Annotated in this window: 12 protein-coding genes; 5 read left to right on the plus strand and 7 right to left on the minus strand. The window is 70.2% G+C overall.

From position 1 onward, the window contains the following. Nucleotides 1-211 precede the first annotated feature (211 nt). On the plus strand, nucleotides 212-886 hold the full coding sequence (locus tag ACWFR4_RS27765; protein ID WP_227300528.1) for a response regulator transcription factor: 675 nt from the start codon (nucleotides 212-214) through the stop codon (nucleotides 884-886). Between the two features lie 119 nt (nucleotides 887-1,005). Next, entirely contained in the window at nucleotides 1,006-2,466 is a 1,461-nt protein-coding gene (locus ACWFR4_RS27770; protein ID WP_453655069.1) for an ATP-binding protein, read from the plus strand. Between the two features lie 58 nt (nucleotides 2,467-2,524). On the opposite strand, the gene ACWFR4_RS27775 is transcribed toward ACWFR4_RS27770, so the two are convergent. The 3 genes from ACWFR4_RS27775 to ACWFR4_RS27785 all read right to left on the minus strand — a co-directional run bounded on the left by ACWFR4_RS27775 (nucleotide 2,525) and on the right by ACWFR4_RS27785 (nucleotide 5,999). Next, nucleotides 2,525-4,081 carry an ABC transporter substrate-binding protein gene (locus tag ACWFR4_RS27775; RefSeq protein WP_453655071.1) on the minus strand — a complete coding sequence of 519 codons (1,557 nt, stop codon included), beginning with the start codon at nucleotides 4,079-4,081 and terminating at the stop codon, nucleotides 2,525-2,527. 295 nt (nucleotides 4,082-4,376) lie between these two features. Next, complete coding sequence (locus ACWFR4_RS27780; protein WP_453655073.1) at nucleotides 4,377-5,681, minus strand: metallophosphoesterase; 1,305 nt, start codon at nucleotides 5,679-5,681, stop codon at nucleotides 4,377-4,379. A 78-nt stretch (nucleotides 5,682-5,759) separates the two neighbouring features. Next, on the minus strand, nucleotides 5,760-5,999 hold the full coding sequence (locus tag ACWFR4_RS27785; protein ID WP_453461423.1) for an SCO4848 family membrane protein: 240 nt from the start codon (nucleotides 5,997-5,999) through the stop codon (nucleotides 5,760-5,762). On the opposite strand from ACWFR4_RS27785, the gene ACWFR4_RS27790 reads away from it, so the two are divergent. Continuing rightward, entirely contained in the window at nucleotides 5,938-7,461 is a 1,524-nt protein-coding gene (locus ACWFR4_RS27790; protein ID WP_453655075.1) for a D-alanyl-D-alanine carboxypeptidase, read from the plus strand. The two genes, ACWFR4_RS27785 and ACWFR4_RS27790, sit on opposite strands and share 62 nt — an antisense overlap. 76 nt (nucleotides 7,462-7,537) lie before the next feature. Here the strand turns inward: ACWFR4_RS27790 and ACWFR4_RS27795 are convergent, their stop codons facing one another. Further along, nucleotides 7,538-8,458, minus strand: a complete 921-nt coding sequence (locus ACWFR4_RS27795; protein ID WP_453655077.1) for a YihY/virulence factor BrkB family protein — start codon at nucleotides 8,456-8,458, stop codon at nucleotides 7,538-7,540. A 252-nt stretch (nucleotides 8,459-8,710) separates the two neighbouring features. Continuing rightward, complete coding sequence (locus tag ACWFR4_RS27800) at nucleotides 8,711-9,229, minus strand: phosphatase PAP2 family protein (RefSeq protein ID WP_453655079.1); 519 nt, start codon at nucleotides 9,227-9,229, stop codon at nucleotides 8,711-8,713. Between the two features lie 363 nt (nucleotides 9,230-9,592). On the opposite strand from ACWFR4_RS27800, the gene ACWFR4_RS27805 reads away from it, so the two are divergent. Together ACWFR4_RS27805 and ACWFR4_RS27810 are read left to right on the plus strand one after the other, a co-directional pair. Next, the gene (locus tag ACWFR4_RS27805) at nucleotides 9,593-10,930 is read left to right on the plus strand and encodes an FAD-binding protein (protein WP_453461474.1); all 1,338 of its coding nucleotides are present in this window, start codon (nucleotides 9,593-9,595) and stop codon (nucleotides 10,928-10,930) included. Between the two features lie 199 nt (nucleotides 10,931-11,129). After that, nucleotides 11,130-11,885, plus strand: a complete 756-nt coding sequence (locus tag ACWFR4_RS27810) for a decaprenylphospho-beta-D-erythro-pentofuranosid-2-ulose 2-reductase (protein ID WP_453461434.1) — start codon at nucleotides 11,130-11,132, stop codon at nucleotides 11,883-11,885. Nucleotides 11,886-11,921: 36 nt separating this feature from the next. Here ACWFR4_RS27810 and ACWFR4_RS27815 read toward each other — a convergent pair whose 3' ends face one another. Next, entirely contained in the window at nucleotides 11,922-12,503 is a 582-nt protein-coding gene (locus ACWFR4_RS27815) for a 2'-5' RNA ligase family protein (RefSeq protein ID WP_453461437.1), read from the minus strand. 55 nt (nucleotides 12,504-12,558) lie between these two features. Further along, the gene (gene trpS / locus ACWFR4_RS27820; RefSeq protein ID WP_116510850.1) at nucleotides 12,559-13,572 is read right to left on the minus strand and encodes a tryptophan--tRNA ligase; all 1,014 of its coding nucleotides are present in this window, start codon (nucleotides 13,570-13,572) and stop codon (nucleotides 12,559-12,561) included. Between the last annotated feature and the right edge of the window lie 150 nt (nucleotides 13,573-13,722).

The raw sequence follows: 13,722 nt of genomic DNA on the forward strand, positions 1-13,722 counted from the left end.
CGGGGGCGGGCCCGCCGATACTGGACTTATGAACGCTGGGGGTATGAATGCTGGGCATGTGAACTCGGGGCCTGTGAACTCGGGGCACGCGAAGGGTGGTCCGGTGAATGCTGGGCACGCGGACGCCGGTCACGCGAGTGCCGGGCCCGTGAACGACGGTCACGCGAGTGCCGGGCCCGTGAACGACGCGGAGCGCCCCGCGGGAGCCACCGTGCTCATCGTCGAGGACGAGCCGAGCATCGCCGACGTCCTCGCGATAGCCCTGCGCTACCACCGCTTCGAGGTCATGACCGCGGGCACCGTCCGCGAGGGCCTCGCCCTCGCCACACGCACCCGGCCCGACGCCGCGCTCCTCGACGTGATGCTGCCGGACGGCGACGGCCGGGCGCTCGGGCGCGAGCTGCGCGCCCGCCGGCCCGATCTGGCCCTCGTCTTCCTGACCGCACGCGACGCGCCCGCCGAGATCGTGGGCGCGCTCGGCTTCGGCGACGACTACATCACCAAGCCGTTCAACATCGACGAGGTCGTGGCCCGGCTGGGCGCCGTCCTGCGCCGCACCCGGTCGGCCGACGTCCTGCCCGAACGCCCGCCGCTTCGCTATGGCGACCTCGAACTCGACGAGACGGCCTACACCGTCCACCGCTCGGGCCACACGGTCCAGCTCACGCCCACCGAGTACGCGCTCCTGCGCTTCCTCGTGCGCAACGGCGGCCGCGTCGTGCCCAAGGAACAACTCCTGCGGCACGTATGGCAGTACGAGCACACCGCCGAGTCGACCGTCGTCGAGACGTACATCAGCTACCTGCGGCGCAAACTCGAGGCACTGGGGCCGCCGTTGATCACTACGCGTCGGGGGGTCGGATACGGGCTTGCGGGTGGGGCGTGAACCGGGGGCGGGGCGCGGGTGAGGGCCTTCGTGGCCGACGCGGGCGGGTCCATGGCCGACGCGGGCAGGCGGCCGGCCGGGGCCGGCGGTTCCACTCCCTGCGCGCCAAGCTCACCCTCGTGAACGTCGCGCTGCTCGCCCTCGGCATCGTCGCCGCGACCGCCGTCAGCCTCATCGGGATGCGCCACTACCTCCTCGAGAACGTCGATGCCGAGCTGACGTCGTCACGCACCTCGCTCCAGCGCACCGGCCTCACCCTCAAACAGATCGAGTCGCTCAGCGAACTGGGCATCGCCCTCGACAAACTCTCCCCCGGCCCCAACTCGACCGACGCGGGCGCGAGTTCACTGCCGCGCAACGAAACCGTGTTCGTAGCCGTCGACCGGGCCGGCGAGCCCATCACCGTAGGCACCCTGCGCCCCACCGCCCGCCAGCGCGACCTCGCCTCCGCGGTCGACGACCCGAAGGCGCTCGCCACCGCCGACGAGCCGCGCGACGTCACCATGCACGGCGACCCGTACCGCGCGGTGGGCGCCCGCCTCGCCGACGGCACGACCGTGCTGCTCGCCACCTCAACGGCCAACGTCCAGACCGGCATCCACAAGGCGCTCAGGCTCGACATCGCCCTCGGCACGGGCCTGCTCGCTCTGCTCGCCGTCCTCACGATGATCGGCGTCAGCCACCGGATGCGGCCCCTCGAAGACATGGTCGAGACCGCGTCGGCCATCGCCGACGGAGACCTCGCACGACGCGTGCCGCCGCACCACGACACCGCCCTGGAGGTCGAACAGCTGCGGCTCGCGCTCAACTCCATGCTCCACCAGGTCGAAACGGCTTTCGAGACCCGCGAGCGCAGCTCCGCGCAACTGCGGCGGTTCGTCGCCGACGCCTCCCACGAACTGCGCACGCCGCTCGCCGCGATCCGCGGCTACCTCCAGCTCTACGACAAGGGGATGCTCCGCGACCCGGCCGAACGCACCCGCGCCCTGGGCCGCGTCCACGCCGAGGCCGACCGCATGAGCCGACTCGTCGACGAACTGCTCACCCTGGCCCGCCTCGACCAGGGCCCCGAACTGCACCTGCGGAACGTCGACCTGAGCCGGCTGGTCCGCGAAGCCGCCGACGACCTGCGCGTGCAGCAGCCGGACCGCCCGGTCCAGGTCGCAGCTGACGGCGCACTGCTGGTCCGCGCCGACGAGTCGGGCCTGCGCCAGATCCTCGGGAACCTCCTCGCCAACGTACGCACCCACACACCGGAGGACGCCCCGGTCAGCGTCTCGCTCGAACGCTTGGACGGGACGGTGCGGCTGTGCGTGGCCGACGAGGGGCCCGGGCTTGACGAAGAGGACGCGGCGCGGATCTTCGACCGCTTCTTCCGGGCGGGCGGAGGTGCCGGCAGCGGTCTGGGCCTGGCGATCGTGCAGGGGGTGGTGTCGGCGCACGGCGGCGAGGTGTCCGTGCGCACGGCTCCGGGGGCGGGGGTGCGGGTGACGGTGGTGCTGCCGGGGGGCGGGAGGCCTGTGGGCTCGGCTGCGGCTGAGGGGGTTTCCTTGGGCGAGGGTCCCGTTTCTCCTGGGTGAGGTTCCCGTTTCCCGTGGGTGAAGGGCCTCTGTGAGGGGGCCTCCTCGTCGGAGGCGGTCAGATCCAGCCGAGCTGCCACAACCGGAACACCCCGGTCCCGTCCGACAGATACTGCCCGCCGGTGATGTCCTCCGTACTGAGCACGTACTCCTTGCGCTGCCACAGAGGGATGAGCGGGACGTCGCGTGCGACCGCTTCCTGGAGCTTGCGGAAGTCGCCCATGGTGCGGCTGCGGTCCTCGTACTGCTGACTGGCCCGGATCAGACCGTCGACCTCTTTACTGCTGTATCCGTTGTGCATGCCGGACCCGGTGCGCACGAGCTGCGCGGTGAACGTGTCCGGATCGGGGAAGTCCGGCAGCCAGCCGACCGCGTACGCGTCGAGTTTCCCGCTCGCGTACCGCCTCTGGAAGTCGGTCCACTCGTAGTAGCGCAGGCTCACCTTGAACAACCCGCTCGCCTCGAGCTGCCGCTTGATCTCCTTCGCCTCCGCCGCGGACGCGGCGCCGCGCGAGTACCCGAACTCGAAGCGGACCGGCGTACTCACCCCGGCCTCCTGGAGCAGCGTGCGCGCCCGGCCGGGGTCCGGCTTCGGATACGCGTCGAAGAACGCGGTCGTGTGCCCGGTGATGCCGCGCGGGATCACGGAGTAGAGGGAGTCGACGGTGCCTTGGTACGTCGAGGCGACCAGCCGGTCCCGGTCGAGGAGCGTGGCGAGGGCCTGCCGCACCCGGCGGTCGTGCAGCGGGCGGCCCGTCCGCACGTTGAGGACGAGGTTCCGGGTCTCCGCGCTCTCGACCTCGGTGAGCCGCTCCCCCTTGTCGCTCGGCGCGTACGAGGCGAGCAGCGCGGGCGGCAGCTGCCGAGCGGCGACGTCGACCGAACGGGCCTTCCAGGCGGACTCGAGAGCGGCCGAGTCCTTGAAGTAGCGCAGGGTGGTGGGCTTCCCTACGCTCTTGACCGCGCCCTGGTAGCGGGAGTTGGGGACGAGCTTGGCCTGCTTGCCGGGCGTGTACGAGCTGAGGCTGTAGGGGCCGGTGCCGTCGACGCGGGTACGGGTGCGCAGGCTGTGCGCCGGGTACTGGGTGCTGTCGACGATGGAACCGGCGCCCGTGGCGACCTTGAACGGGAACGTCGCGTCGGGCGAGGCCAGCTGGAAGGTCACCGTCCGCGCACCGCTCGTCTCGACCTTGCCGAGGGTGTCGAGCAAGGTGGCGGGGCCCACCGGAGAGTTGATGGCCCTGACCCGGTCGAAGGAGAACTTCACGTCCTTGGCCGTCACCGCGCGACCACTCGGGAACGTCAGCCCGTCACGCAGCTCGCAACGGTAGGTACGCAGCCCCTGGCCGACGAACCCGCAGTGCTTCGCGGCATCCGGCACGGGCGCGGCGCCACCCGCGTCGAACGTCAGGAGTGACTGGAACACGTTGCTGTACAGCGCCCATGATCCGGCGTCGTACGCACCGGCCGGATCAAGCGATGTCACGGCGTCGGTCGTCCCGACGGTGATCGTCTTCCCCTGCTCGTCCCGATCCGGAAGAAGCTGCCATGCGCCGGCTCCGGCGGCGGCAAGCACCATGAACGTCGCAAAAACCCGCATGCGAATCGACCGCATCGCGCCCCTCCCCAGTGACGTGGATCACTGAATCACAGGAGTTTGAGCTGTGGGAAGGGAAGGTGATGAGGTTTCGAAGACCGAGAGGCACCCTGTGAGCAGCCTGTGAACAAGGGGGTTTCGAGCCTGTTTCGGGGCGGGGTGTTTTTGGGGAGGGAGAGGGGACGGGAGTGGGGGACGGGAGTGGGGGACGGGAGTGGGGGACGGGAGTGGGGGACGGGAGTGGGGGACGGGAGTGGGGGACGGCGGGCGGCTCCTTGTAGGGGGCCGGAGAGGTACCTCCCCGAGCCCCACCTCACGCCCTCTTCGACGCCAGCTCGACGACCGTGATGTCCGAGGGCGCGCCCACCCGCACCGGCGGGCCCCACGCACCGGCGCCCCGGCTCACATACAACTGCGTGTCGCCGTAGCGCTCCAGACCCGCGAGCGTCGGGTTCGCCGCGTCGGCGATGAAGTTGCCCGGCCAGAGCTGGCCACCGTGGGTGTGACCCGACAGCTGGAGGTCGACGCCGTGCTTCACCGCCTCGTGGATCATCACGGGCTGGTGGGCGAGGAGGACGGCGGCGCGGCCGGGGTCGCGGTCGCCTAGCGCCTTGTCGTAGTCGGGCCCGTCGCCGTAGTTCTCTCCGGTCACGTCGTTCACCCCGGCCAGGTCGAACGCGCCCATCTCCACGCGCGCGTTCTCCAGGGGCCGCAGGCCGATCTCACGGACGTGCTCGACCCATGGCTCGGCGCCCGAGAAGTACTCGTGGTTGCCCGTCACGAAGTACGTGCCGTGCCGGGCCCGCAACCCCGCTAGCGGCGCGACGGCCGGCGCCAGGTCCTCGACGCTGCCGTCGACCAGGTCCCCGACGACCGCGATCAGGTCGGGCTGCGTGGAGTTGATCGTGTCGACCACCCGCTGGGCGAACCCCCGGCCCAGAACCGGGCCCAGATGGATGTCGCTGACGACCGCGATCCTGAACCCGTGCGCGGAACGCGGCAGCCGGGCCAGCGGAACCGTGACCCGCTTCACCCTGGGCCCGCGCAGCACGCCGTACGCACCGTTCCCGACGATCCCGGTGGCCGCGACCACGGCGGCACCACCGACGACGCGAGAGACGAAGAGCCGACGCGAGGGGTCGGACGCGGCCGATGGCGTGACGGGCTTGGGCGTGGCGGTGGGGGTTGGGGTGGTGAGGGTTGGGGTGGTGGTTGCGGTGGGCGGCTCGTCGGGCTCGCGCGTCGGAACCAGTACGGGCTCCGGCACGGGCCCCGACTCCGCGCCGCCCGGCGCGGACCTGCGGTCGAGGTAACGCCGCAGCAGGGGGCGCACCACTTCACCCACCAGGACCGCGAGCACCAGATAGATGGAGAAGGCCATCCACAGGAACCCGGGCCAGGACAGAACCTGCTGCAACCAGAACGGCGCACCGGCCCGCTCGCTCGCCACCGCCGCGAACATCAGCAGCGGCCCCAGCACGAACACGACCGTGCCCGCCCGGCGCGCGAGACCGGCGCGGGTCGTGGTGTCGCGCACCAGACGGCGCCACGCGTACCAGTGCAGACCGGCGAAGGCCGCGAGCGAGGCGACCCCTGAGATCACTAAGACGGCGATCACGACGCCGCTCCCCCCGTTGCGTTCATCGCGCTGTTCGCAGTGGCGTTCGTAGTGGTGTTCATCGCTGTGTTCATCGCGTCACGCACGACGCAGGGCACGCAGTCCGCGGAACCCGATGCTCCCAACCACCGTCCCCAAGACAAAGGAGACAACGGCGAGCGTCAGATGCACCCAGAAGTAGGCGGTCGGGGCGCCTGCGTCGTCGAAGGCAAGCCCGCTCCCGTCCTTCCACAGGTTCTTGACGAAAGTGACCCAGATGACCCAGCTCCAGACACCGAAGGCGAGCAGGAACCAGGAGACGGGGCGGCTGAGCTTCATACCCTCAGTATCGCCAGTCCTCCGTCCGCACCGCCGCCGGGGTGGGGAGCAGGAGACACAGGCCACCTCGGCGGAGACTTACGAGACCCAGCCATGTACGTTCACGACCGTGCCTGCCTCGAATGAGTCGTATTTCACGACCGTCTCTGCCAAGACCGAGTCCCTTTTCAAGCGTTCCGGTCTGAAGCGTTCCGGTCCTCGGCGTGCCGGGCGCTGGTCCGCCGTCGCCGCCACGGTGGCCGCCTCCGCCACTCTCCTCTCGGTCTGCTGCGCCTCACCCGCACTGGCCGACGACAAGCCGGGGTCCTCCAAAGGCAAGGCGAAGCCGCCGGCCTCGATGTCGACCGTGGGCGGCGCGCAGCTGGGCAAGCCGGGCACACAGGTGAATCTGGCGAACGGCGCCCCCGTCCTGCCCAAGGATCTGAGCGCACGCTCCTGGATCGTCACGGACGCCGAGTCGGGCCAGGTACTCGCCTCGCACAACGCGCACTGGCGCCTGCCCCCCGCCAGCACCCTCAAGATGCTCTTCGCCGACACAGTCCTCCCCAAGTTCCCCAAGACGCAGACGCACAAAGTCGTCCCCTCCGACTTGGCCGGCATCGGCGAGGGCTCCAGCATGGTCGGCGTCAAGGAGGACTACACCTATACCGTCCACGACCTGTGGCTCGGCGTGTTCCTCCGCTCCGGCAACGACGCGGTCCACGTCCTGTCCGCCCTCAACGGCGGTGTCCCGCAGACCGTCAAGGACATGCAGTCCCACGCCGACGAGCTCCAGGCCCTCGACACCCATGTGGTCAGTCCCGACGGCTACGACTTCCCCGGCCAGGTCTCCTCCGCCTACGACCTCACTCTCTTCGCCCGCTCGGGCCTGCAGAAGAAGGACTTCCGCGAGTACTGCGCGACGGCGACCGCGAAGTTCCCCGAGTCGCAGAAGAAGGGCAAGACCACCAGCTCCTTCGAGATCCAGAACACCAACCGGCTCATCACCGGCGACATGGGCCTCGACCCCTACAAGGGCATCGCCGGGGTCAAGAACGGCAACACCACCAATGCCGGCGCCACCTTCACCGGCGTCGCCGAACGCAACGGCAAGGTCCTCCTCGTCACCGTCATGAACCCCGACTCCGGCGAGAACCAGGCGGTCTACCAGGAGACGGCCCGGCTCCTGGACTGGGGTTTCCAGGCCGACGGCAAGGTCACCCCGGTGGGACAGCTCGTCCCGCCCAAGAGCGCCGACACCGGCGGCGCCGACGACTCATCCGCCAGCCCGAAGGGCAACAAGGGCGCTGCCGCACCCGACAAGGCGTCGACCGGCCACGCCTCCGTCCAGAACGGCTCCAGCGGCATCGGTATCGCCCTGGCCATCACGGGCGGCGCCCTCATCCTCCTGGCCGCGGCCGCATTCCTCGTCAACCGCCGCTGGCCCCTGCCCGAACTGGTACGCCGCCTCCCCCGACGCTGACGGGACCCGTCCGGGGGCGCCACCGCTGTCCGGGATGCCACCGCTGTCCGGCTCAAGTGCACCGGCGCCGTCTGTCTCAGGCGGCGCCGGCCCGCACGCCCCCCGGCGGCTCCGCCCCCGGCTCGGCCTCGTCCGGCACCTCCGAGGAGGGCTGCCCCCGCGTGGCCGTCCAGGCCGCGCAGAACAACAGCAGCTTGGCCGTGAAGTTGATCCACAGCATCAGGGCCACCGGCGTCCCGAACGCCCCGTACATGCTCTTCGACGCCACCTCCTTCATATAGCTGCCCAGCAACAGCTTCAGCAGCTCGAACCCCGCCGCCCCCATCAGCGCCGCCGTCAACAGCTCCCGCCGATGCGGGTGAACCCCCGGCAGCAGCGTCAGCACATAGAGCAGCAGCAGGAAGTCGGCGAGCACGGCGATCGCGAACGCCACCGCCCTGAGCAGCGCGCCGCCCCATCCGCCATGGGAGATGCCGAGCTCGTCCGCCGTCCACCCCACCGCGCTCGAGGCGAGCATCGACGCCGCCAACGAGACAAGTCCGGCCCCACCCAGCCCCACCAGGACCCCGGTGTCCGTGACCTTGCGCATGACCGGGTTCTCCTCCGGGTCCTCCAACTCCCAGACGGCGCGCAGACACTCTCTTATCGAGCCGACCCACCCGATGCCGGCGAAGAGCAGCAACGCCCCCGCCACCAGACCCACCGTTGCCGCGTTCGCGACGAGCGCGCCCAGGTCCAACTGGTCGGAGATGCCGGGCACCTGCTCCGCGATCTTGTCCTGGAGCGTCTTCTGCCGCTCCTCGCTGAGCGTGCCGGCCGCGATCGCCGCGGCCACGGTCAGCAGCGGGAACAGTGCCAGGAAGCTGATGAACGTCATCGCCGCCGCGAGCCGCGTCCAGTGCACCTGGTCGAGCCGCTCGTAGGCGCACCATGCGTGCGTACGCATGAGCCGTGCGACGATCGGCCCGACGCCGGGGAGTCTCTTCAGCCAGTCCATGATCCGAGCCTGCCCTCCCTGACATTTCTCGCACGTCTCGCCGGAATCGCCGCCCGGAAGACAAGGGTCCGGCGGGCAACCCGACCGTCGTCGCGCGCTGCCCCGGCACCGATTTCCCTCGCGGCCGGTCCAACAGCGCCGCGGCCGACCCCCGCCACCCTTGGGCAGACGCATGCACCAACGGCGTCCCGTCTCCCGCTCCCCCCGCGTCCATCCCTTCCCCCGCCCCTTCCCTTCGCTCAGTCCGTTCCGTCATCGCCGGGTACCCCCGGCCACCCAATGAGCCCCGAGCCGCGCGGCGACCGCCCCGAGCGCCGCCCCCGCCGCCACGTCCGACGGGTAGTGCACCCCGAGGACCATGCGCGAGACGCACATCGCCGCCGCCACCGGCGGGACGAGCCGCGCCCCCGCCGGCCGCAACGCCCCGTACGCGACCGCCGCAGCGGCCGCCGAAGCCGCGTGCGAACTGGGGAAGGAATGCCGCCCCGCCGTCCGCACGAGCGGCTCCACGCCGATCTCCGCGCCCGGCCGCGGCCGCCGGACGACCCGCTTGATCCCCATGCTGGCCACGTGCGCCGCGGCGGTCAGCGCCGTACCGCGCAGCCACGCCCCTCGCCGCTCCCGGTCGACCGCCGCCCCCAACAGCCCCACGCCGAGCCAGAGCGCCCCGTGCTCCCCGCTCCAGGACAGTGCGCGCGCGGCCGTTGCCACGCGCCGGTCCGTACCGCAGTCGCGCAATGCCGACAGCAATCGGCGGTCCATATCGTCCATGTAGCTCACCCTGCGACTCAAAACACGCATAACTCAGACAATTTGGGGTGACACCCATTCAATCACCCATTTCGGTGAGGGCTTGGTTTGTTTGGGGTGAAAGGCCTATCTATGGGCGATACGGTCGCGGTCATGGCTGCCGATCCCGCTCCCCCCACCGCCCGCACGCCCGCCGTCGCCTCCGGCGTCACACCCCCCGGCCCAGCCGCCCCTGCCGCGCCGTCCACAACTGCGCCGACCTCTGCGCCCACACCCGCGCTCATCTCGCCGGCCGTCCCGGCACCCAGCACTCCCCCCACCACGCCGCCCTCCCCCGACGCCGTCCACGACGGCCCCTCCGGCGGCATCCTCGACACCGTCCCCATGACCGGCTGGGGCCGCACCGCCCCCACCGCCGCCCGCATCGTGCGCCCTCGCTCCTATGCGGAGGCGGCAGCCGTGGTCCGTGCGTGCGGGACGCCGGGCCACCGGGGCAACATCGCCCGTGGCCTTGGCCGGGCTTACGGAGACGCGGCACAGAACGCCGGTGGCAGCGTCCTGGACATGACCGCCCTGGACCGCATCCACGCGATCGACGCGTCCGGTGGGACCGTGCTGTGCGACGCGGGCGTCTCACTGCACCGCCTGATGGAAGTCCTCCTCCCCCTGGGCTGGTTCGTCCCCGTGACCCCCGGCACGCGCTACGTCACGGTGGGCGGCGCGATCGGCGCCGATATCCACGGCAAGAACCACCACGTCTCGGGATCGTTCTCCCGCCACGTGCTCGCCCTGGAACTGCTCACGGCCGACGGCGATGTGCGGATCGTCGAGCGCGGCAACGAACTGTTCGACGCGACCGCCGGCGGTATGGGACTCACCGGGATCATCCTCACTGCCACCATCCAACTTCTCCCTGTCGAAACCTCGTTCATGTCAGTCGACACCGAACGTGCCGTTGACCTCGACGACTTGATGGCCCGTCTGACCGAGACCGATCACCTCTACCGCTACTCGGTCGCCTGGATCGACCTCCTGGCCCGCGGAGCCTCGATGGGCCGCTCGGTACTGACCCGCGGTGATCACGCCCCGCTGGATGCCGTTCCCGCACGGACGCGCAGGGCGCCACTGACGTTCCGCCCCAGGAAGCTTCCGGCCGCACCCGGATACGTACCCGAAGGACTCCTGGGCCGCAGGACCGTCGGCCTCTTCAATGAGTTCTGGTACCGCAAGGCCCCCATGTCGCGCGTCGGCGAGATCCAGAGACTCTCCTCTTTTTTCCACCCCCTGGACGGCGTACCGCACTGGAATCGCATCTACGGGCGCAGTGGATTCGTCCAGTACCAATTCGTCGTCGGATATGGCCAGGAGGAAGCACTTCGCCGCATCGTGCAGCGGATCTCCGAGCGCCGGTGTCCCTCCTTCCTGGCGGTCCTCAAGCGCTTCGGCGACGCGGATCCCGGCTGGCTGTCCTTTCCCATGCCCGGCTGGACGCTGGCCCTCGACATTCCCGCGAACCTGCCAGGACTCGGCGCGTTCCTCGACGAACTCGACGAGGAGGTGGCCGGTGCGGACGGGCGCGTCTACCTCGCCAAGGACTCGCGGCTAAGGCCCGAACTGCTCTCGACGATGTATCCCCATCTCGATGAATTCCGCGCCCTGCGAGCCCAGTTGGACCCGCAAGGCGTGTTCCGCTCGGATCTGTCCCGGCGCCTCGGACTCTGACCGGAATGGGAACGAGTGCCGTGACCGGGGCTCTCGCACTTACCGGCAGTCCCGCTCCCCCACATCGCACGCACGTCGCATCCCCCTCACCCGGCACGGCCCCTCCGCACCGATTCACTTTTGGTACACCGCTCGGGCCGTCCGGGTTCCCATCCCGCCCCCACCGATTTCGGTCCCGCCCATTTGGAGTTTGGTTCTCATGAAGGACGCCTTCGGCACCCCCCAGTCCTTGCTCGTCCTCGGCGGCACCTCCGAGATCGCGCTCGCCACCGCCCGACGCCTCGTGGCCCGGCGGACCCGAACGGTGTGGCTGGCCGGCCGCCCGTCCCCCGCCCTCGACCGTGCGGCCGCCGCACTCCGCGACATGGGCGCCGACGCCCGTACCGTCGCCTTCGACGCGCTCGACTCCGAGGCGCACGAGGTGACGCTGGGCAAGGTGTTCGCCGAGGGCGACATCGACATGGTGCTGCTGGCGTTCGGGATCCTCGGCGACCAGGCCCGCGACGAGGACGAGCCGCTGGCCGCGGTGCGCGTCGCGCAGACCAACTACACCGGCGCGGTATCGGCGGGCCTCATCTGCGCCCGCGCCCTGCAGTCCCAGGGCCACGGCTCGCTGGTGGTGCTCTCTTCGGTCGCGGGTGAGCGGGCCCGCCGGTCCAACTTCATCTACGGGTCGAGCAAGGCCGGCCTGGACGCCTTCGCGCAGGGCCTCGGCGACGCGCTGCACGGCACCGGCGTGCATGTGATGGTGGTGCGCCCCGGCTTCGTACGGTCAAAGATGACGGCGGGCATGGCGGAGGCGCCGATGGCCACCACGCCGGAGGCGGTGGCACAGGCCATCGAGACAGGACTCCGGCGCCGGTCGGAGACCGTGTGGGTGCCGGGGGCCCTGCGCGTGGTGATGTCGGCGCTGCGGCATGTCCCGCGTCCGGTGTTCCGGCGCCTGCCGATGTAAGTCACGTCCGACAGCGGCCGGCCGATTCGCTTCGCGTCAGCGAGCCGGCTGTCGGCCCCGCTTCGAGCGGTCGGGGCCCTGCGCGGGAACTCCCGGGCCGCCGAAGGGGAACTCGCGCAACTTGCGCCAGATACCGTCGGCGCCCTGCTCGTACAGCGCGAACCCGGTGCACGGCCAGGCCGCCTCGTACTCGGCGAGCTCCGCGTACGCCCGGTCCATCGCTTCCTCCGCGATGCCGTGCGCCACCGTGACGTGCGGGTGATAAGGAAACTGCAGCTCGCGTGCGACCGGACCGGACGCGTCACGGACCTGGTTCTGCAGCCACGTACAGGCCTCGGCGCCCTCGACGACCTGTACGAACACAACGGGAGAGAGCGGACGGAAGGTGCCCGTCCCCGCGAGCCGCATCGCGAAGTTCCGCCCTGCGGCGGCGACCGCCTCGAGATGGGCCTCGACCGAAGGCAGCGACCTGTCCTCCACCTCGGTCGGCGGGAGCAGAGTGACGTGCGTGGGGATGCCGTGCGCCGCGGGGTCACCGAAGCCCGCGCGCCGCTCCTGGAGCTGGCTGCCGTGTGGCTCCGGGACCGCGATCGAAACGCCGATCGTTACGGTCCCCACGTCGTACTCCTGTCGTCGTGTGGTGGGCGGGTGGCGGTTCAGGCGGGGCTGGGGCTCAGTGCTTCGCGGGCAGCAGTCCGACCTTGTCGTACGCCTGGGCGAGGGTTTCGGCGGCGACAGCACGCGCCTTCTCCGCGCCCTTGGCCAGGATCGAGTCGAGCGTCTCCGGGTCGTCCAGGTACTCCTGGGTACGGGTCCGGAACGGTGTCACGAAGTCCACCATGACCTCTGCCAGGTCCGTCTTGAGCGCACCGTACATCTTGCCCTCGTAGTTCTGCTCCAGTTCCGGGATACCTGTGCCGGTGAGGGTGGAGTAGATGGCAAGGAGGTTGCTGACGCCCGGCTTGTTCGCCGGATCGAACCGGATCACGGTGTCGGTGTCGGTGACCGCGCTCTTGACCTTCTTGGCGGTGGTCTTCGGCTCGTCGAGAAGGTTGACGAGCCCCTTCGGCGTCGACGCCGACTTGCTCATCTTGATCGACGGGTCCTGGAGGTCGTAGATCTTCGCCGTTTCCTTGAGGATGTACGGCGCCGGGACCGTGAAGGTCTCGCCGAAGCGGCCGTTGAAGCGCTCGGCGAGGTCGCGCGTCAGCTCGATGTGCTGGCGCTGGTCCTCTCCCACGGGCACCTGGTCGGCCTGGTAAAGCAGGATGTCCGCGACCTGGAGGATCGGGTACGTGAAGAGACCGACGGTCGCGCGGTCGGCGCCCTGCTTGGCGGACTTGTCCTTGAACTGCGTCATGCGGGAAGCCTCGCCGAAGCCCGTCAGACAGTTCATGACCCAGCCGAGCTGTGCGTGCTCGGGGACGTGGCTCTGCACGAACAGCGTGCACCGGTCCGGGTCCAGGCCGGCGGCGAGGAGCTGCGCGGCGGCGAGCCGGGTGTTGGCCCGGAGCTCCTTGGGGTCCTGCGGCACGGTGATCGCGTGCAGGTCCACAACCATGTAGAACGCGTCGTGAGACTCCTGCAGCGCAACCCACTGGCGGACCGCGCCGAGGTAGTTGCCGAGGTGGAACGAGCCTGCGGTGGGCTGGATTCCGGAGAGCACGCGGGGACGATCAGAGGCCATGCTCCTCATTCTCTCAGGTGTCTCTCATTGATTGGAAACAGGTGAGCGACGGGTGCACGACAAGTGCTGAAACCGTGCACGGAGCGCTGTCGCCCACCCCGCCCGGCGTGTCGCCGGAACCTGGCCACAAAACCTGGCTTCGGAACCTGG

The organism is Streptomyces sp. NPDC055140 (assembly GCF_053607285.1).